The following is a 20,164-nucleotide window of genomic DNA, read 5'->3' on the forward strand; positions in this document are numbered from 1 at the left end:
CCCCGGTGGGTGACACTCCCAGATTTTTCACTGACTGGGTTGGGCCTCATACTTGTCTGGTGCACGACAAACGTGAGAGCGAAATTGTGGCTGCATCCAAGGCAGATCCGCCGACACCACAGCAGTCGCCGGGTTCCGTCCAGCACACCCCCACTCAGCAGGGGCCAGCCCCACGAACCCACTCCCCACAGGGCAAGGGACGTCTCTTCGGACTGGCGCTGGCAGCTCTGGGCATCGTCTTCGGCGACATCGGCACATCACCGCTGTACTCGGTCCAGACCGTCTTTGCCCTGGAGCACAACACCATTCCCCCGGACTCCCGCAGCATCCTCGGTGTCATCTCCATGATCACCTGGACGCTGGTGCTCATCGTCTGCATCAAGTACCTCACCTTCGTCATGCGGGCCGACAACGAGGGCGAGGGCGGCATCCTGGCGCTCATGGCTCTCATTCGCCACACCCTCAAGGATCGCAAGAAGATCCGGCGGATGGCTCTGCTGCTCGGCCTCATCGGGGCCTCACTGTTCTACGGCGACTCGATGATCACCCCGGCCATCTCCGTGATGAGCGCCATCGAGGGCCTGTCGGTCATCAACCCCGCCGCCGACCAGATCGTCCTGCCGGCGGCAATCCTCATCCTCACCGTGCTCTTCGCCATCCAGCGCAAGGGCACCGCACGTATCGGACGTGCCTTCGGGCCGATCATGACGATCTGGTTCCTCACCCTGGCCTGTCTGGGCGTCCCGTGGATCGTACGCAACCCACAGATCCTCAAGGCCCTGTCGCCGCACTATGCCGCCCTGTTCTGGATCGACCGGCCGTGGATGGCGTTCATCTCCATGGGCGCCGTCGTGCTGACGATCACCGGCACCGAGGCCCTGTACGCCGACATGGGGCACGTCGGGGCCAAACCCATCCGTCTGTCGTGGTTCTGCCTGGTGGGCCCGGCCCTGCTGCTGGACTACTACGGGCAGGGGGCCATGTTGCTCATGCACCCGGACTGGATCGACAATCCGTTCTTCCGTCTGGCCCCGAGCTGGGGACGGGTGCCACTGGTGCTCCTCGCCACCATGGCCACGATCATCGCCGCCCAGGCCGTCATCTCCGGTACCTTCTCGCTGAGCTACCAGGCCTCTCGCATGGGTCTGCTGCCGAGGCTCTCGGTCAAGCACACCTCCAAGGAGGAGGGCGGCCAGATCTACATTCCCGAGATCAACTGGATCCTCTACTGCGGGGTCCTGGTGCTCATCGCCATCTTCAAGTCCTCGGCGCGGCTGGCCACTGCCTATGGCCTGGCCGTCACGGGCACCGAGATGCTCACGACGACACTGTTCCTCACCTGGGCACGGTGCGCCTGGCGCTGGCCCAAGTGGGCGGTCGCCCTGCTGGGTGTGATCATCTACTCCGTCGAGGCGACGATCTTCTCGGCCAACCTGCTCAAGATTGCCTCGGGCGGCTGGATCCCGCTGGTCATCAGCGCCATCACCATCGTCGTCATGACGACGTGGCGCCGCGGTACTCGGATGGTCTACGGGCAACGTGCCCTCGCCGAGGGGCCGCTGGAGGACTTCCTGGACTGGGTGCGCAAGGAGAACCCGCCACGGGTACCCGGGCTGGCCGTCTACCCTCACCCCGACCGGGTGACGACACCGTTGGCCATGCGCAACAACATGCGTTTCAACCATGTGCTGCACGAGCACAACGTCATCCTGTCGATCGTCAACGAGAACGTGCCGCACATCCGCCACAAGCAGCGGGTCGCCGTCACCGATCTGGGTGATCCGGCCGACGGCATCTCGTACGTGGAGTGTCATGTGGGCTTCGCCGACTCCCAGGACGTGCCCAAGGCGCTCGCCCTGGCCTACGACAGGCTTCCCGATCTCAATGGGCTCGACATCACCAAGGCGGTGTACTTCCTGTCGGTGGCCGACGTCAAGCGTGGCGACCCGACCGATCCGGACTCCGTTGCCGCAACCAACAAGATGGTCGGGTGGCGCAAGATGCTCTACGTCACGATGAATCGCAACCAGGCCGATCGCACCAAGGTGTTCCGTACCCCGCGGGTGCGCTCGGTGGTCCTGGGGGAGGTCGTGGAGATCTGAGGAAACGCACGACTGCTGAACGCATTGCCGTACGTACGGCAGCGCCCTCATCCACCACTGAACGCGATCGGGTTCTGCCGCCCGCCGGAGGCCACGGCGACGGCCACCTCGGCGGGATAATTCGTGATGACGGCGTCAACCCCGAGGTGGGCGGCCTCGCGGGCCTGCTCGGTGTTCACCGTCCAGGCCCGCACTCCCAGCCCGTGCTCGTGGAAGGTCGGGACGTCGTCACGCCCGCTCAACAGCTGGTGGCGCGGATGCACTGCCTGCACCTTGAGGGTGGCGGCATAGCTCCACGGATCGACGAGATCGTCCTCGTAGAGCATCCCGCGCCGGATGTCGGGGGCCAGGTCGGCCAGCAGGACGAGGCTGCGGTGGTTGAAGCTCGAGATCACCACCCGATCCGCCATGTGGTGGCGCCGCACCGCGTCGACGACCTTCTGCTCCAGACCCGGGTACCGGATGAGGGAGTTCTTCAGCTCGATGTTGACGATGGCGTCGCAGCGGCAGCTCAGGGCGAGGACGTCGTCCAGCTCGGGGATGGGTTCGTACCCCCAGCCGGGTTTCCCGGAGGCGAACGAGTAGGCACGCAGCTGCTGCAGTGACTGATCGACGATCCTCCCGTGGCCGTTGCTGGTGCGGTCGATCGTCTCGTCGTGGCAGACGACGACATGGCCGTCGCGGGTGAGGTGAACGTCCAGCTCGATGGCGTCCGCCCCACTGACCAAGGCTGCGAGGAATGCGGACATGGTGTTCTCCGGGAGCCGTCCGCTGGCGCCCCGATGTGCCCAAATTGCCGTCATGACTCGATGATGCCACTGAGGGCTCGGCCCATGGACGGCGGGTGCGCCGGCATCTCCTGGCACCTGTGCCCCCGATCAGGGAACAGAGTCATGTGAATGACATGTTTCGTGGATGATCACGGAGGACAATCGGCAACAGCGTCAGAGAAGCTTGTCTGGCGCGCCCGGAGGGATTCGAACCCCCAACCTTCTGATCCGTAGTCAGATGCTCTATCCGTTAAGCTACGGGCGCTTGTGCCTTGGCACTCGATGTACTTTACAACATCCAGCCAGCAATGCAAAACCGACGTGGCAGCTGAGCTACCGTGCATCTGTCGTGCCGATGACATGCGATGACCCGGACCGCTCAGCCCGGGCCATCGCACCACGCGGAGGCGGCGGGATTTGAACCCGCGATGGGAGATAAATCCCAAACCCGCTTAGCAGGCGGGCGCCATAGACCTGACTAGGCGACGCCTCCAAAAGGTGCCCGGCCAGCATATCGGTTTCCCGGCGCGGACTCAAAGCATGTTTCGTTCGCCATGTAGCATGGGGACGATTCCACGTGGCGCGGCCCGTCTGGGACACGCCACGACGCAGAGACGACTCCAGGGTCAGGTGAGAAGTGACCCGCACGGAGACGCACTTCACGGCACCGGGGAAGGCACGATGGCAGACGACGGCTTCGACAGGCGACCCACCAGACCTCGTCGCGCCGCACCAGATCTCGACGTCACGGACTTCTACGACGAGTTGCGCATGCCTCGGCGCTATCGGGAGAGCCCTGAGGACTCAGCCGCACACAGACCCAGTCGTGCCGACTACGTGGCCTCCCACGCCCAGGACCAGGACCCCGAGTTCGACGAGGTCACCCGGGCACTGAATCGTCCTCGCTCCAACCGAGCACCGGCACACGGAATGCCCGGCAGTCACGGCCGCTTCGATGGCAGTCACGACGCTCGTACGCCGCGTGATGGTCGTGCCCAGCATCACGGCAGCAGCTCCTCCGGGTCTCGCTCCAGGAACCGGGCCGGTGCCACTGGGACAAGCGCTGGCCGATGTCGCCGAGCTGCAGCCACCAGTCGCTCCGCCACACCATCCTCCGGGCATGCACCGACTCATGCAGACGCATCCTGGCAGCGTGCCCACAAACGTGACGTGCAGTTCCGACGGTCCATCCTGTGGACGCTGCTGGCGGCGATCATCCCTGGCCTGGGATTGTCCCGCAGCTCCCGACCCCGACGCCGGGCCTTCGGCATGACCCTCACCGCGGTGGCCCTCGTGGCAGCTTTTGCAGCTGGGATCACGCTGTGGGTCAAACCGACCAATGCTGCCGCGATCGCCGTACGCCCAGGGATGCTGCTCGCGATCGTCTGGGCCCTGCCCATCATGGCGGTGGTGCTCACCGTGGTGCTCATCCTCACCCACCTGGATCTGCGTCCGCGCGGCATCACCCGGGCCCAGCGCTGGATCAGCTCGATCGTCGTCGCAGCACTCACTCTCATGATCTCCGGGCCGATGGCCGTGGCCTCCCGATACGCCTATGACGACTACGCCCTGCTCAACCGGATCTTCGGGGACGCCCCGTCGGCCACCCGTCCGGACATCGACACACATCGCAGTGTGAAGGACATCTGGGCCTCGAAACCGCGGGTGAACGTCCTGCTCGTCGGTGCCGATGACACCAAGCAGCGTCATTACCGTGACCGGGGTGAGATGAACACCGACACCATCATGGTCGCGTCCATCGACACCCGCACCGGCAATGGAACGATCATCCAGATTCCCCGCAACACTGCGGCGATGCCGTTTCCAGAGAACTCCAAGCTTCACACCATCTACCCAGAAGGTTTCACCACGGGTCACGGTGACGACTCGAAGTCCTTCGCCAATGCCATCTGGTCAACGGTCGAGGCTGAGCACCCCGATGCCATCGAGAACACCAAGTACCCCGGCGCGGACGCATTGAAGATGGCCGTGGGTGAAGGTCTGGGGTTGAGCATCGACTACTTCCTCATGATCGACATCGACGGTCTGCAGAAGCTCATCGACTCCCTCGGCGGGGTGACGGTGAACATCAACCAACGCCTGCCCATCGCCGGAAACTCCGAGGGCAAGCCCCCGACGGGATACCTCGAGGTCGGCCCGGAACAGCACCTCAACGGGTACAACGCCATGTGGTACGCCCGCAGCCGTTCCGAGTCCAGCGACTACGACCGGATGGGACGCCAGTCGTGCCTCATGAAGGCCGTGCTCGACCAGACGAATCCCGAGACCGTCCTCACTCGTTTCGAGGCCATTGCCGACGCCTCCGGCGACATGGTCGTCTCCGACATTCCCCAGGGCATGCTCCCGGCCTTCGTCGACCTGGCGATGCGTATGCAGGACGCCAACCTCAACCGGCTGCTCTTCGTCAACGGCAAGAATGGCTTCCAGCCCTGGGACCCGAACTATCCCATGATGCGCGAACAGGTGGCCGAGACCATTGCGCGGGCCTCGGACTCGTCCAATGCCAACAAACCGGTGACCGGGAAGTCGGCGCGCCCATCAGCCACGAAGAGCAAAAAGGCCGCCCCGAAGCAGGGGAGCCACGCCGCCGGGGGAAAGGCGGCCAGGGGCACCTCAGCCCCCACCAGCGCCTCCCCCACCCCGAAGGACACCGAGAGCTCGTTGACGGATGTGTGCGGATTCCATCCCATTGACGAGCAGAATCGCTGAATCATCGAGCTTCAACGAGTCATGCCCCGACCAGCTCTCAGCGCTCCCGACTGGCTCCAGCGACCCGCGCCCCGACCGGTCCCCGCACTGCCCCCGAGCAGCCTCAGCTCACCCGCGCCCCCGACCGGCCCGGCGTCACACCGTGGATCTTCGGAGCGGTGAAACCGTGTTCGCGGTACTGGGCACGAACGGCGTCCTGCACGGCTGCACCGTCAACCTCACGTACCAGGGCGATGGCACTGCCTCCGAACCCGCCGCCCGTCATACGCGCGCCCAGCGCCCCGGCCGAGCGCGCCGCTGCGACGGCCACGTCCAGTTCGGCACAGCTCACCTCGTAGTCGTCGCGCAGTGACTCGTGGGACTCGTTCATGAGCGGACCCACATCGAGCACCCGACCGGCATCCATGAGGGCCACGAAGTCCTGCACCCGCTGGATCTCGGTGACGACGTGGCGAACTCGGGCTGCCGTGGTGGCATCCGGCATCATGGCGATGGCCGCGCCGAGGTCGTCGATCTGCCGCAAGGTGTCGACCCCCAGCAATGCCGCCGCCTGCTCGCAGGAGGCACGTCGGGAAGCGTACTGGCCATCGTTGAGGGAGTGCTTGGCCCGGGTGTCGATGACGAGCAGCTGCAACCCGGAAGCGGCCAGATCGAACGGCACCTGACGGGTGGAGGCGTCCATGCAGTCCAGCAGCAGCGCCCTTCCCTCCTGGGTACGCAGTGATGCCGCTTGGTCCAGGCCGCCAGTGGGTGCGCCGACGACGGTGTTCTCGGTGGCCACCGCGATGTCCACCAGTTCTGCGCGTCCCCGGTCATCGGCTGCCAGCCCGAACCCGTCGAGCTCGTCCAGTCCCAGGGCGACGGCACACTCCACTGCCGCCGACGACGACAGCCCGGCCCCGAGCGGTACGCAACTCTCCAGGGCCACGTCGAACCCGGTGCACTGGTACCCGGCGTCGTGGAATCCCCACACCACACCGGCGGTGTAGGCGGTCCACCCCTTGACCTTGCGCCGCAGGATCTCACCGAGAGTCCCCTGCCAGGTGACGACCTCCCCGTGCACTCGGGAACAGATACGGACGACATCGTCGTCCCGGCGGCTCATCGCAGCATAGGTGGCATGTGGCAGGGCGATGGGCAGACAGAGACCACCGTTGTAGTCGGTGTGTTCCCCGATGAGGTTGACCCGTCCTGGACTGGCCCACACGCCGTGCGGGGCGGTTGCGTACTGCTCGGTGAACAGGTCGGCAGCCTTGCGGGCTCCCTGCCCACGACTCCATGCCGTCTCGGTATTCGGTGACCCGGTACTCCTCTGCTGGGCGTGTGCTGTCTGCTGAGTGGGGGTCTCGGCGTCGTCCGACTCGATGCTCCGATGGTCCACGGTGACTCCACGGGTAGAGGTTTTTCAATGCACGTCCAGAGCTTACCGATCCGGTGAATCCGCGGGCACCGTTCCCTGCACTGTCGACCCGAGCAACCGGATTGCTGCATCGCTGCCGGATTCCCGGGGCAGCTGGAGTTCCCACGCAGGCGAGGCACGCATGCCGATTTCTGAGGTCCGAGGGCCAGAGGAGCCGACGGCCTGAGGGTGGCATGCCTCTGAGGGGTCTCATGGTGCGGCCACGGCGGAGCAGCGCGGTTGACGCTCGCGTGTTTCGCGCTCACTGGACTCGCGGTTCGTGGACCCTGTCTCGGCAGAGCCCACGCCTTGCCAGGGGCAACGGCACGCCAGGGACGACCTACCGGCCTTGGTCCAGGTGGTGGGACCGGTCGATGTGTCTGGCAACATCGGCTGCCAGGGAGTCCATCTCGGCCGGGTCGCCCTCCCCGGGACGCACGATGTGGGTGCGGCCCACCTGGCCGTGGTAGAGCGTCAGTCGAGAGCGGTTCGGGGTCATGGCGGCCTTCGTCACCGACGTCCAAGTGCCTGATCGGTCCTGTCCAGCTCCGTGGATGCGGTAGCCCTCGTCATTGAGATCGACGAGCAGCCGCATGCGTTGCGCAGCCCAGATGGAACCGGCGACCATGAGCAGCCCCAGCCCGAGCAGAATGGCCGAGAAGACGATCCATCCCGTCGACCAGTGGGTGACCAGGGAGAACACCAGCAGGAATACGCCGATGAGGGTGACGACCCCGCTGATGACGAAGGCGCCAATCGGAGGTTCGGGCCTGAGGACGTGCCGAATCGTCCCGTCCGGCAACGTCTGCACTGTTACTGCGTCGGCCATGACAACCACTCCCGTCTCATGGAGAGCCCCGCGGCGAGAGTGGGATTCGAACCCACGGAGGTTGCCCTCGGCCGCTTTCAAGGCGGCTGCACTCGTCCACTATGCGATCTCGCCACACCCCCAAATCGGAGGATGGGTTCATCATAGCGGTGAATCAACGCGACGACACTTCTGCCGCGCCGAGACTGTGGCAGGCTGGCAGACATGTACGCGATCACTGTGCGACCGACAGACAAGACCGACGCCAAGGGTCGACACCGCCCCGGCCCGGAGAACATGGAGTGGACGCAGGTCCCCACCCCCGCCCCGGCATCCGGCGAGGTGCGGGTGGCCGTGAAGGCCGTCGGCATGAACCGAGCCGATCTGCTGCAGCGGCAGGGCCTCTACCCGCCCCCACCCGGCGTGAGCGAGACCATGGGGCTGGAGGTGTGCGGCACCATCGACGCCCTGGGCGACGATGTCGACGGTTGGCAGGTGGGTGACGAGGTCGTCGCCCTGCTGGCCGGGGGCGGGTACGCCGAGCAGGTCATCGTGCCAGCCGGCCAGCTGCTGCACATGCCCGACGGTGTCGAACCGGCCGTGGCGTCAACCCTGGTGGAGGTGGCAGCCACCGTCATCTCGAACATGGATCACGTGCACCTGCATGAGGGCGAGACGATCCTCGTCCACGGCGGAGCCGGCGGCATCGGCCAGTTCGCCATCCAGTACGCCAAGGCCCGCGGCTGTCGGGTCGTCGTCACCGCCGGCACCCAGGAGAAGCGTGACTTCTGCCGCGAGCTGGGGGCAGACGTCGCCATCGACTACCACGAGGACTGGGTGGCGGCCGTCAAGGAGGCCACCGACGGTGCGGGGGTGGACGTCATCCTCGACATCATGGGGGCGAAGTACCTGGGTGCCAATGTGGACTCCCTGGCCATGGACGGACGACTCGTCATCATCGGCATGCAGGGTGGCGTCAAGGGTGAACTGCGCATTGACAAGGTGCTGGGCAAGCGCGCCACAGTCACTGCGACAAGCCTGCGATTCCGTGACCTGGCCGACAAGGCACGTATCTGCCGGCTGGTCGAGGAGCAGGCCTGGCCGATGTATGCCAGCGGTCAGATCAAGCCAGCCCCGGTGGAGACCTTCGCCCTGCCGGACGCCGCGGACGCCCACCGGCGACTGGAGTCCGGGGAGGTGCTGGGCAAGATCGCCCTCACGTTGTGACGAGGCATGCCAAGTAGCCCCGATGCGTCTTACCGGAGTCATGAGGAGAGCGCCGTCATCGTACGTGGCGGTCGGGCCTCCCAAGTGGCCACTGATCCCTGCCTCCGGCTGACAACTCTGGCTAATCCGCGAGTCCCCCAACGCATCTCGACCGCATATTCATTTGCAACTCTGCATAGATATGCGTTAGCATCATGGTGTGTCCAAGGTACTCAATGAACTTCCATCCGGCGAAAAGATCGGCCTCGCATTCTCCGGAGGCCTCGACACCTCGGTAGCGGTGGCGTGGATGCGATCCAAGGGGGCGATCCCGTGCACCTACACCGCCAACATCGGCCAGTACGACGAGGACGACATCGAGTCGGTTCCCGGTCGCGCCCTCGACTACGGCGCGGAGATCTCGCGGCTGGTCGACTGCCGCGCAGCCCTCGTCGAGGAGGGCCTCAGCGCCTTGGCCTGCGGCGCCTTCAACGTGCGCTCGGCCGGTCGCCCGTACTTCAACACCACCCCGATCGGTCGCGCGGTCACCGGCACCCTGCTGGTGCGCGCCATGGCCAAGGACGACGTCTCCATCTGGGGGGACGGCTCCACCTACAAGGGCAATGACATCGAGCGGTTCTACCGCTACGGCCTGCTCGCCAACCCACAGCTGCGCATCTACAAGCCCTGGCTCGACGAGGGATTCGTCAAGGAGATCGGTGGCCGTGACGAGATGAGCGTCTGGCTCACCGAGCACAACCTGCCCTACCGCGACTCCAAGGAGAAGGCGTACTCCACCGACGCCAACATCTGGGGTGCCACCCACGAGGCCAAGACGCTCGAGTCGCTCGACGTGTCCATCGAGTCCGTCGAGCCCATCATGGGCGTGAAGTTCTGGGACCCGGACGTCACCATCGACGCCGAGGAGGTCTCGGTGACCTTCGAGCAGGGCGTCCCGGTGGCCATCAACGGCGTCGAGTACGACGACAAGGTGGCCCTCGTCCTCAAGGCCAACGAGATCGGCGGTCGGCACGGTCTGGGCATGAGCGACCAGATCGAGAACCGCATCATCGAGGCCAAGTCGCGCGGCATCTACGAGGCTCCCGGCATGGCGCTGCTGTACATCGCCTACGAGCGGCTCATCAATGCGGTCCACAACGAGGAGACCATCGAGACGTACCACAACGAGGGACGTCGGCTGGGACGCATCCTCTACGACGGTCGCTGGCTGGATCCGCAGGCCCTCATGGTGCGCGAGTCGCTGCAGCACTGGGTGGCCAGCGCCATCACCGGCACCGTGACCCTCAAGCTGCGTCGCGGATGGGACTACTCGATCCTCAAGACGCAGGGCCCGCGCTTCTCCTACCACGCCGAGAAGCTGTCGATGGAGCGTGTCGAGGGGGCGGCGTTCAGCCCGACCGACCGCATCGGCCAGCTCACCATGCGCAACCTCGACATCGCCGACACTCGCGAGAAACTCGAGCTGTACTCCTCCCAGGGACGCCTGGCTGGCCAGGCCGACTGGGTGGGTTCGTTGGCCGAGGGAGGCGCCAAGGCCATCTCGTCGTCCTCCCATGAGGATGACGACGCCCAGCGCTCCCTGGACCACGCCGCGATCGACTTCGGGGTCGACTGACCCTCACCCATGGTCTCGAGCCTCCCCGGTTCGAGACTGCCCCCAGTCCTCGGACACCCCTCCCGGTGGCTGCACACGCTCGTCTAGAGTTGGGCCGTGCGCAGCTATCGGGAGGTTCTTGCGATCCGGGAGGTCTGGACGACCATCCTGCTCAGTGCCCTCACTCGCCTGCCCATCTTCGGGTTGACGATGCTCATCACCCTGCACGTGGTGGAGACCCTGGGAATGAGTTACCGGCTCGCCGGTGCCGTGACGACGTTCGTGACGATCTCGTCGATGATCTCCGCCCCGTGGCGCGGCTCGATGACCGATCGCAGGGGGCTGCGTCGCACGATGATCCCGTCGATCGTCGTCATGACGGCGGTCTACGCCGTCGCCCCGTGGTTGGGCTACTACCCCCTGCTGGTCATCCTGGCCCTCGGCTACCTGTGGAACTACCCGATCTACACCATTCCCCGTCAGGTGCTCATCGCCACCGTGCCGCTGCGCAAGCGCCGGGCTGCGCTGAGTCTGGACGCGGTGTCCATCGAGATCTGCTACATGTTCGGGCCGATGGTCTCCATCATCATTGCCTCGTCCGTGGGCACCCGTGCGACGATGATCGGCTGTGCCGTACTGGCGGCGCTCGGAGCCACCGGGCTGACGGTCCTCGATCCACCCATCGCCGAGACGAGTGGGGCCGCATCCGAGGGGCAGACCCCCAGCAGCTCATCACCCGACGGCAACCCCTCACCCGACCCGCGTTCTGCCACGGAGCCCGTCGCCCCGACACAGTCCTCGGCCACCGAGACGCTGGCGGTGGAGGGGACGACACACGATTCCGACTCCCCCACCATCGACGTTCCCACGGCGCATCCCTCCACGACGCCTGCCCTGGCATGGGTGAACCGATTCACCGTCGCCATCCTCATCGGATGCCTGGCCGCCGGATATACCCTGGGCGGTATCGAGCTCACGACGGTCGGTGCCATGCGTGAGATGGGCAGCACCCAAGCCATCGGCTGGGTGCTGGCCTTCTCCGGGTTGGGATCGGCACTGGGTGGCACCATCTACGGGGCATTGAACCGTTCGGTGCCCATGCCCGCTCTGCTCACCCTCATGGGCCTGACGGCAGCTGCGACCACCCTGGCCACCTCTCCCCTGCAGGCTGGCCTCATCCTGCTGATCGGCGGCCTGTTCGTCTCCCCGACCCTCACCGCCAGCATCGACCAGCTGACCAACCTCACCCCACCCAGCAGGCGTGGCAGCGTCATCGGGTGGCAGGGCTCCTTCCTCAATGCCGGGGTGGCCATCTCCGCACCGACGATCGGTGCGGTCATCGACGGGGTCGGCTGGCACCAGGCGTTCATCCTGTCCGGAGCCATCGCCGCCGTCATCGGCCTGGCGGTGGGAGCCGTCATGCGCACCAGGGGCAGCTGACAAACGCCCGGAACTCATTCGACCAGACTCCACGCATTCGACCAGCCCTGGGATCACCCCATCCCTACGGGATCGTCTGCCCCACCGAGGTGAACACACGAGCCACCCCGGGCTCCCCCCGTCGGTCCCAGCCCCCGGTGCGTGCGATCCTCGGTGTGTACGGTCCTCGGGAAGGCAGTTCCGGCAGCTGCCCCTCACGTGGTCGACTCAGTGGTCGGATGACCTCGCATCCGGCTGGTCCGGATCCCCGGGAACGACCGTGCCGGGGATGACATCCCCAGACCCGGGCTGCGAGCTCACGTCTCGGACGTGCTGCCCATCCTTCCCAGACTGCGGACGCCCCTCGGCGTCAGCACGGGCGTTGGCCCGTTCACGCACCTGTTCCTCGGCCGATGAGGTACTCATCGACTCGCGCAGGGTGTGCACCTTGGCGCGACGACGGGCCTTCCCGTCCTCGGCATCTTGATCGGCCCGGGGAAGTTCGTCGATCCTGGGAGTACGTCCCAGGTAGACGACGATGTCGCCCATCTTCGGATTGCCCATGTCCTCGGTGGCCACCACCGTCGATCCGGGGCGCACGATGAACAGGATGACCGCCCCGGACACGTAGTGGGTGAACTGGTCCCAGCCGAACTGCTCGGTGATGGGCAGTGCACGCACCCGCTGACCCTCACGCCAGTGCCGCTCCATCTCGGCATGAGTGAGCCCCGGATTGAACGCCGTTCGGGCCTTGAGGGTGGAGACGGTGCCCGTGGTGCGATCCTTGGGGTGGCCCTCGTCGGCACGTCTGACCTGGAAGACGTTGGCCCGGCTCAGGACACGTCGGTACTGCACTGCGGCAATGGAGTTGGTGTTGTCGTCGGGGGTGCACGCCACCATGTAGTTGATGCCCGACAGGTCCATCTCCTCCACCGCGTACTCACTGAGGAAATCGGCGGCGACGGTGCGCAGACCGGCCTTGCGGGCGGTGTAGAGGTCGTAGCTGCGACGGGTGACGATGAGGGTCGGCACGTCCAGGGAACGCAACAACTTGGCCGCGTCGACGGCCCAGGGCGGCGATCCGGCGAACATGACGCCCCGAGGCTTGGCGCTGGCCAGGCCGAGTCTCTCCGCCAGCCGTCCGATCCCCAGGCCGTAGATGGCCACGGTGCACACGATCATGAGGAAGACGATCGGCACCAACTGGTCCACCTGGTCGGAGAGCCCAGCGAGGTTCTGGGCGAAGGAGGAAAGGTCGGCAGCCCGCTGCGGATCGGTGGCCATGAGCTGTTCGGCCTGGTGGGCGATGGAATCGGCGGTGTCGGAAAAACCCAGGGCGAAGACGGAGGTCACCGAGGCGGCGACGATGCCTCGCGGGGCCATGAATGCCATGAGCACCCGCTCCTGGCGGGTCGTCTCGGTGCCGTGCAGGCCGATGAACACCGAGAGTGGGCGGATGAGCAGCACCGAGATGGCGACGAAGGCCAGCCCGACTGGCAGCACCCGGACGATCTCGTCGGGATTGACGCGCCCGGCAAGCATGATGAACAGCGCCCCGACGAGCAGGATCTGCAAATGCTCCTTGAACTCGACGACGACGTCCAGCTCGAGGTCCTGGTTGGCCAGGAAGATGCCGAGCAGGGTCACCGCCATGAGCCCAGACTCCTCCTGGATGAGGTTGGCACCCACGACGGTACCACAGGCCACCGCAACGAAGATGACCCCCTGCAGGAAGTCCGGGATGAGCAGGCGCCGCAGCATGAAGGTGAGTATCATGCCGATGGGGAAGGCGACGAGCACCGAGACCACCATCGTCCAGCCCAGCACGGCCAACCCGTGGCCGATGTGGTTGCCCCCGATGGACGTGATCGCCTGGTAGACCAGCAGGGCGAGGATCGCGCCGATGGGGTCTACGACGATGCCCTCCCAGCGCAACAGGGCCGAGACCCGTCTGGTGGGGCGCACCTGACGCAGGATCGGGTTGATCACCGTGGGGCCGGTGACGACGAGCAGGGCCCCCAGCAGCAGGGCGACCCGTATGTCCATGCCGAGCAGATGCGCGGCAAGAGCCATGAGCAGCCATGCGATGACGACCGTCACCGAGCACAGTCTGAGGATGGGTTTCCCGAGGTCACGCACCTCCCGGAGCTTGAGGGACAGCGATCCCTCGAAGAGGATGATGGCCACAGCGAGGTTCACCCCGCCGAAGAGCAGACTCTGACCGAACATCTCATCGGGGGTGACCCACTGACCGAGTGCGAAACCGATGATGAGCAGGAAGAGCAGCGCGGGCAGCTTGAGTCGCCAGCCGAGCCATTGAGCAGCCACGGCCAGCACCAGGACGAGGGCCAGGTACGTTGCTGGATTCACTTCGCAAGCTTAACCGAGGAGACGGGTGGGAACGAGCTGTGTTTCACCCCAGGCCCACCGGAACGATCACGCCCACCGCATAGCGAAACAGCCATGTTCACTCCGCGTTCACGTGAATCTGGCAATCTGTAACCCATGACGTTCTCCCCGCAGCTCGTGGCCCTGGACATTGACGGCACCATCGTGGATCGCGAGGGGCGTCTGCCAGATTCCGTGAGGGCAGCCGTCCACCGAGTGTGCCAGGCGGGGGTGCCCGTCGTCCTGGCGACGGGACGCGGGGTGACCGGGGCCATCGGCGTGCACGAGGAGCTGGGGCTTCCAGCAGGCCTGCTCGTCGTGTCGAACGGGTCGGTGCTGGCACACAGCGATCCACTGCGCGTGGTGAGCAGGCACACCTTCGACCCCTCCCACGTCATCGACGAGGTGCTGCGGATCCATCCACAGGCGCGTATTGCCGTGGAGGAGGTGGGCGTGGGTTTTCGCGTGAGTAAGCACTTTCCCGACGGTGAGCTCGCCGGTGAGATCCACGTGGAACCGGTCGAGGAGCTCAAGGCCACCCCTGCCACCCGCATCATCGTGCGCGACCCGGATGCCTCCCCCGACGTCTTCGTCGAGTTGGCGAACCAGCTGGGGATGACCGGGGTGACGTATTTCGTCGGTTGGTCGGCCTGGCTCGACATCGCTCCCCGTGGGGTGACGAAGGCGTCCGGCCTGCAGGAGGCGTGCGACATGCTGGGAATCCCCGCAAGCTCGGTGCTGGCCATCGGTGACGGCAACAACGACATCGAGATGCTGCGCTGGGCCGGCCGGGGAGTTGCCGTGGGGGATGCCCTCGACCAGGTGCGAGCCGCCGCCGACGCCGTCACCGCGGATTTCGACGACGACGGTACCGCCGCCGAACTCAACCGCTGGTTCGGCTGAGCCGGGGACTGCCAACGAGCAGGCCAGCGCGCCGCCACGAGTCCATCGCCCGGGCCCATCGACCGCGGCATGACGTTCCCGGGAGGACCGATCCGAAGGAATGTCCTCCTGGACTGCCGGAAAACAGCAGCGTCAAAAACAGCGTCAGCCGTTCACCGCATCCGTGTGCAGGCGAGCACCCCGCGCGGGATCTTGCACTCCTCGCCCAGGTCCATCGGCGCGATACGGCCGGCACTGCGCGCGCTGAACAGCTCGGGCAACAGACGGGCCGCCAGTGCGGCCGGCGAGATGGTGTTGACGTAGATCTTCGTACCACCCTCGAAACCGGCCAGGGTCGACACCCGCAACTTGAGGTTGACCCGCCACGGCACCGGCACGCCGACCCCGACCGGGCGGTGGTGCCACTCCTCGTTGCACGGCACGTGCGGGCCCACTGCCACGTGCATGGCGTGCAGCAGGTCTGCCACGGCACCGATCTCCTCGTGTATCATGCGCCACGGCTGGTCCAGGGCGCTCGTCGACCAGATCTCCACCGAGGGGTATCGGTGACCGAAGCCGACGGTGGCCACGGCGTGCTCGTTGCGTGCCAGGACCAGTCCGTGGTCTGCGGCGAAATCCGGCCCGTACTCGTTGTGGATGTTCGGGTTGAGCACGACCTTGGGAAGCAGGGTCTGATTGTTGATACCCAGCTCGTCGATGGCGACGAGCTGCTTGTGCAGGTGGTCGAACGACGCCCCAGCCGGCTTGAGCCAGTTCTGGAAGGCGACGACGTAGCGGGCCTGCGGGTTCTGGGCGTACAGGTCACCCATGGCATGCACCGTGAGGCCGATGAAGGCGCGATGGTCGGCCACCGACAGACTCCCCGACCCGGCTAGGTCTGCCGTCGTCTGCCCGGAGTCGGTGTAGTGACGCCGGGCGACGATGACGTCGTGACCACCGGCGAAGAACGGTGCGGACCGTTCCCGGAACTCACGTTCGGTGAGTTCCTCGGCCTTGAGGCCGGCACCGTTCGCGGCGAGAACGGCGTCAAGGACCTCACAGACGTGCGCCCTCCCGTCGGGATGGGCCAGGTAGGCCTCCTGACGCTCCCGCTGCTGCGGGGTCATCGTCATCCCGTGGTTGACGCGCCAGTAGCTCCACGGGAGGATCTCGAAGAGGTTGGGAATACGGCGAAACTGCGCCACCGTGTCGTCCAGCTGCCAGGACGGCACGTTCTCCACCAGGCGATGCCCGAAGAAGCTCCCCTGCGCATCGGCAACCAGACGAGCCTTCTCCGGCGGGGTCTGCCGCAGTCGGGACGGGCAGAACGCGCAGCTGGTGAGCCGGTCGTCCGCACTCAGCGGGCGGGCATCGGTCACCGGGGTGGCCAGCGGACGGGCGCCTCGTCCCGGAACCGTCCACACCTGGGTGCCGGTGAACGGGTTGCGCTGCTTGATGGTGCCGTCGGGCAGTTCGCGATAGTAGTCGTCGACCTCGTCGCCCATGAATCGATCCTGCTGCGCGCCCACCTGCCTCAGTTCTGGGGGCGCAGCACCTCGGCGCCGCCCAGGAAGGGGCGCAGGGCCTGCGGTACCCGCACCGAGCCGTCGGCCTGCTGATGGTTCTCCAGCACCATGATGATGATGCGGGTCATGGCGCACAGGGTGCCGTTGAGGGTGGCCAGCGGTTCGACGCCGTCGGGGCCGCGGTGGCGGATGGACAGGCGTCGGGCCTGGAAGGTGGTGCAGTTGGAGGTCGAGGTGATCTCGCGGTAGCGGTTCTGGGTCGGCAGCCAGCCGTAGCAGTCGTACTTGCGTGCCGCGGACAGTCCCAGGTCACCGGAGGCCACGTCGAGCACCTGGAACGGGATCTCCAGGGCCTCGATGAACTCCTTCTCGAATCCGAGCAGCTTCTCGTGCCATGTCTCGGCATCGGCGGGCAGACAGTGGACGAACATCTCGACCTTGTCGAACCAGTGGACGCGGAAGATGCCCCGGGTGTCCTTGCCATAGGAACCGGCCTCGCGTCGGTAGCACGGGGAGAACGCCACGTACTGCCTGGGCAGCTCGGCGTCGTCGAGGATCTCACCGGAGTGGAAGGCGGCCAGGGCCACCTCGGAGGTACCGACGAGGTACTGCTCGTCCTTGGGCAGGTAGTAGACGTCGTCGGCGGCCTGGCCGAGGAATCCGGTGCCCTCCATGGCCGACGGCTTGACCAGCGCCGGGGGGATCATCGGGGTGAATCCCCACGTGGCGGCCTTGGACATGGCCAGATTGAGCAGGGCGAACTCCAGCTGGGCGCCGACACCGGTGAGGACGTAGAACCGCGACCCCGAGATCTTCGTGCCGCGTTCCATGTCGATGGCGTGCAGCGCCTCGCCGATCTCCAGATGGTCCTTGGGCTCGAATCCCTCGGCTGCGAAGTCGCGCGGGGTGCCGATCGTCTCGATGACGACGCCCTCGTCCTCGCCGCCAGCGGGCACGCCGTCGATGACGATGTTGCCCAGGGTCTTGGCGAGCTCGGTGAATCGCTCCTCGGCTGCGGCGGCCTCGTCCTTGAGCTGGCCCACCTGGGCGGAGAGCTCCTTGGTGCGGGCCAGCAGGGCGGCCTTCTCGTCACCCTTGGACTGGGCGATCTTCTTGCCCAGACCCTTCTGCTCGGCACGGGCCGACTCATGGGCCGCGATCGCGTGCCGGCGGGTCTCGTCGGCGGCGATGAGCTCGTCGACCACCGACGGGTCAGCGCCCCGGGCGATCTGGGAGCGACGGATGACGTCTGGATCTGTGCGCAGCAGCTTGGGGTCGATCATGGGTAGGAGTCTAGCCGTGCCGTGCGAGTTCGGTGAGCATCTGGGGGCCGGTGAGACGATGCGGACGCCACCGCGGCCCGGGCGCGGCAAGGGCCCCGGTGAGCTGACGGAGGTATTCGGCGCGGTCGATCTCGACGGCTCCCAGGCTGGCCAGATGAGGCGTGAGCCACTGCACGTCGAGCAGTGCGGTGGGGTGGACGGGCACGGGCCGCCATCCGGAGGCAGGGCAGCCGGAGGGGGCAGCCTGGGCGGCACTGGTCGACTCACCGGACGCGGACGGTTCAGACAGGGTGTGTGATGTGGCGTCGCGGCAGGGCTCCTGATCGACCGTCGGAGCATGGCTGCTCTCCCCCAGCTCCAGGACGAGTCGGATGAGCGCGGTCTTGGAGGCGTCCCTGCCGTGCACCGGGTCGTGGAACATGGATTCCCCGCTGAACAGTCCACCGACACTCACCCCGTACAGTCCGCCGACCAGCCGTCCGTCCTCGTCCCACGTCTCCACCGAGTGGGCCCAGCCGTTGTGGTGCAATTCGGTGTAGCTGTCGATGATCGTCGAGTCGATCCAGCCACCCGGTCGAGACGGGTCGGCGCAGCGCTCGATGACCCGGTCGAAGGCCTGGTCCACCGTGGTCGTGCGATGCTTGGTGGTCTTGCGCAGGCTGGAGGAGAGGCTGAGGCGGTCCAGGGGCAGGACGCCGCGACGTTGCGGCGACCACCACGCCGTGGCACCGCGGTACTCACGCGGTGCGTCGTCACCCAGCGGCATGGGAAAGACACCCTCGTGCAGGGCGGCGAGCACCAGATGCGGGCCAAGCACCCCCGTCAGACACAGCAGGTCGGAGTCAGGCCACTGGTCCGGGTCACCGAAAAGGTCCATGTACTCCAGCCTAGGCAGCCAGCCTCGGCAGAACAGCGAGGCATGACGCCATCGGCGGCCGAAGCTGCGCCGAGATTCGCGCATCCCCACACCCCATCATGGTTCAGGCCACCTCGGCCCTCTCACACCACGTGGCGGCAACGGTCATCGGGAGAGGCCGTCGTGCAGTCTTCGCCCAGCTGCGTCACGCCGGTTGCGGGCGTCGATAGGCTGGAGGAGAGTCTCAGGAAGGATCGTGGCCATGAGCAAGTCTGGCGAAGCCCTGTCCAAGGCCCTCGTCGTGGCACCGAACGCGGCGTTGTCGGTGTTTCGCACCATCATGGACGTCGCCATCGACGGTGCCGGGCCGTTACCGGGAGCTCGCAAGGCTGCTGGTGCGACGCTGAACCGCAAGGGTGAGGTCGAGGCCGCCATCGACGCCTTGGTGCGCAGCCACATCGGGATGGCCGGGGCCCAGGGATTCCTGGCAAATCTGGGCGGCTGGGTCACCATTCCGATGGCTCTGCCGGCGAACATGAGCGCCCTTGCCACTCTGCAGGCACGTATGGTCGCCGCGATTTCCCACCTGCGCGGTTACGACGTCGACGATCCCCGGGTGCGAACCGCCATCTTCACCTGCCTGCTCACCCAGGACAGCGTGGACGAGCTCATTCGAAACGAGAAGATACCCAGCACCCCCATGGCGATGGCCACCGCCCCGGTGAGTGATCCGGAGCTGGAGAAGACCGTGGCCACCCACGTCGTCGAGACCTTGGGCAGCCTGGCCACCGGCAAACGGGTGGCTGTCATGGGTATGAAGAAGATCCCGCTGCTCGGTGGAGGTATCGGTGCCGGCACAGACGGCATGGCCACCTGGCAGGTCGCACACTACGCCAAGGAGCAGTTCCCGTCCCGGCGGATGGGCTGAGTCGACTTCGCCGAGGCCCTGGACACTCCCCAGGCGTGGGCCGATGCACACGCGACCTTGGCGCGGCCTGCCGTCATCAAGGACGTGACCCGCTTCAACGCGGTGCTCACCACCAGTCTCCTGGCGCGCATTGACAGTGCCGCCGCCGCTGCTGGCCTGTCACGTTCGGAGTGGATCAGGCGACGCTGCGCCGAAGCCACCACCGACGACGAGCACTGACCACACACGCCCATACTGATATAATTCAGCTGC

At 66.2% G+C, this 20,164-nt stretch carries 15 protein-coding genes and 3 tRNA genes; 8 read left to right on the forward strand and 10 right to left on the reverse strand.

Annotated features, from left to right (window positions below; translation table 11 throughout):
• Nucleotides 1–212 precede the first annotated feature (212 nt).
• Entirely contained in the window at nt 213–2,102 is a 1,890-nt protein-coding gene (locus CKV91_RS01550) for a potassium transporter Kup (protein ID WP_036957089.1), read from the forward strand.
• A 47-nt stretch (nt 2,103–2,149) separates the two neighbouring features.
• Here the strand turns inward: CKV91_RS01550 and CKV91_RS01555 are convergent, their stop codons facing one another.
• From CKV91_RS01555 to CKV91_RS01565, 3 genes are all read right to left on the reverse strand, one after another.
• Nucleotides 2,150–2,905: a glycerophosphodiester phosphodiesterase gene (locus CKV91_RS01555; protein WP_065860986.1), complete on the reverse strand. Its 756-nt coding sequence runs from the start codon at nt 2,903–2,905 to the stop codon at nt 2,150–2,152.
• Between the two features lie 156 nt (nt 2,906–3,061).
• A tRNA-Arg gene (locus CKV91_RS01560) sits at nt 3,062–3,137 on the reverse strand.
• 137 nt (nt 3,138–3,274) lie between these two features.
• Nucleotides 3,275–3,365 (reverse strand) — tRNA-Ser (locus CKV91_RS01565).
• 875 nt (nt 3,366–4,240) lie between these two features.
• Between CKV91_RS01565 and CKV91_RS01570 the strand changes: the two genes are divergently transcribed.
• The gene (locus tag CKV91_RS01570; protein WP_197691373.1) at nt 4,241–5,602 is read left to right on the forward strand and encodes an LCP family protein; all 1,362 of its coding nucleotides are present in this window, start codon (nt 4,241–4,243) and stop codon (nt 5,600–5,602) included.
• A 103-nt stretch (nt 5,603–5,705) separates the two neighbouring features.
• Here the strand turns inward: CKV91_RS01570 and galK are convergent, their stop codons facing one another.
• The 3 genes from galK to CKV91_RS01585 form a co-directional block, all read right to left on the reverse strand.
• Nucleotides 5,706–6,983, reverse strand: coding sequence for a galactokinase (gene galK, locus CKV91_RS01575; protein WP_414836108.1), 1,278 nt, complete (start codon nt 6,981–6,983; stop codon nt 5,706–5,708).
• Between the two features lie 358 nt (nt 6,984–7,341).
• Nucleotides 7,342–7,830, reverse strand: coding sequence for a DUF1700 domain-containing protein (locus CKV91_RS01580; protein ID WP_065860999.1), 489 nt, complete (start codon nt 7,828–7,830; stop codon nt 7,342–7,344).
• A gap of 31 nt (nt 7,831–7,861) precedes the next feature.
• Nucleotides 7,862–7,944 (reverse strand) — tRNA-Ser (locus CKV91_RS01585).
• A gap of 90 nt (nt 7,945–8,034) precedes the next feature.
• Between CKV91_RS01585 and CKV91_RS01590 the strand changes: the two genes are divergently transcribed.
• The 3 genes from CKV91_RS01590 to CKV91_RS01600 all read left to right on the forward strand — a co-directional run bounded on the left by CKV91_RS01590 (nt 8,035) and on the right by CKV91_RS01600 (nt 12,070).
• The gene (locus CKV91_RS01590; RefSeq protein ID WP_065860987.1) at nt 8,035–9,036 is read left to right on the forward strand and encodes an NAD(P)H-quinone oxidoreductase; all 1,002 of its coding nucleotides are present in this window, start codon (nt 8,035–8,037) and stop codon (nt 9,034–9,036) included.
• 199 nt (nt 9,037–9,235) lie between these two features.
• Nucleotides 9,236–10,651 (forward strand): argininosuccinate synthase, encoded by a 1,416-nt coding sequence (gene argG / locus CKV91_RS01595; protein WP_065860988.1) that lies wholly within the window; start codon nt 9,236–9,238, stop codon nt 10,649–10,651.
• A gap of 96 nt (nt 10,652–10,747) precedes the next feature.
• Nucleotides 10,748–12,070 carry an MFS transporter gene (locus CKV91_RS01600; RefSeq protein WP_065860989.1) on the forward strand — a complete coding sequence of 441 codons (1,323 nt, stop codon included), beginning with the start codon at nt 10,748–10,750 and terminating at the stop codon, nt 12,068–12,070.
• Nucleotides 12,071–12,277: 207 nt separating this feature from the next.
• Here the strand turns inward: CKV91_RS01600 and CKV91_RS01605 are convergent, their stop codons facing one another.
• A complete protein-coding gene (locus tag CKV91_RS01605; RefSeq protein ID WP_095141054.1) occupies nt 12,278–14,401 on the reverse strand; it encodes a cation:proton antiporter in 2,124 nt (707 codons plus the stop codon).
• Nucleotides 14,402–14,554: 153 nt separating this feature from the next.
• On the opposite strand from CKV91_RS01605, the gene CKV91_RS01610 reads away from it, so the two are divergent.
• Entirely contained in the window at nt 14,555–15,340 is a 786-nt protein-coding gene (locus tag CKV91_RS01610) for an HAD family hydrolase (RefSeq protein ID WP_065860991.1), read from the forward strand.
• A gap of 152 nt (nt 15,341–15,492) precedes the next feature.
• Here the strand turns inward: CKV91_RS01610 and CKV91_RS01615 are convergent, their stop codons facing one another.
• Genes CKV91_RS01615 through CKV91_RS09665 form a run of 3 tightly spaced genes read right to left on the reverse strand, consistent with a single transcriptional unit; the run spans nt 15,493 to nt 19,005 of the window.
• Nucleotides 15,493–16,824: a DUF4921 family protein gene (locus CKV91_RS01615; RefSeq protein ID WP_065860992.1), complete on the reverse strand. Its 1,332-nt coding sequence runs from the start codon at nt 16,822–16,824 to the stop codon at nt 15,493–15,495.
• A 29-nt stretch (nt 16,825–16,853) separates the two neighbouring features.
• Nucleotides 16,854–18,128 (reverse strand): serine--tRNA ligase, encoded by a 1,275-nt coding sequence (serS, locus tag CKV91_RS01620; protein ID WP_065860993.1) that lies wholly within the window; start codon nt 18,126–18,128, stop codon nt 16,854–16,856.
• 10 nt (nt 18,129–18,138) lie between these two features.
• Nucleotides 18,139–19,005, reverse strand: a complete 867-nt coding sequence (locus tag CKV91_RS09665; RefSeq protein WP_411791892.1) for a leucyl/phenylalanyl-tRNA--protein transferase — start codon at nt 19,003–19,005, stop codon at nt 18,139–18,141.
• 241 nt (nt 19,006–19,246) lie between these two features.
• Here CKV91_RS09665 and CKV91_RS01635 point away from each other — a divergent pair, with 241 nt between their 5' ends.
• A complete protein-coding gene (locus CKV91_RS01635) occupies nt 19,247–19,912 on the forward strand; it encodes an EcsC family protein (RefSeq protein ID WP_065860994.1) in 666 nt (221 codons plus the stop codon).
• A gap of 84 nt (nt 19,913–19,996) precedes the next feature.
• Entirely contained in the window at nt 19,997–20,131 is a 135-nt protein-coding gene (locus tag CKV91_RS09310; protein ID WP_231933781.1) for a ribbon-helix-helix protein, CopG family, read from the forward strand.
• Nucleotides 20,132–20,164 lie beyond the last annotated feature (33 nt).

Source organism: Cutibacterium granulosum, assembly GCF_900186975.1.
Lineage (GTDB): Bacteria > Actinomycetota > Actinomycetes > Propionibacteriales > Propionibacteriaceae > Cutibacterium > Cutibacterium granulosum.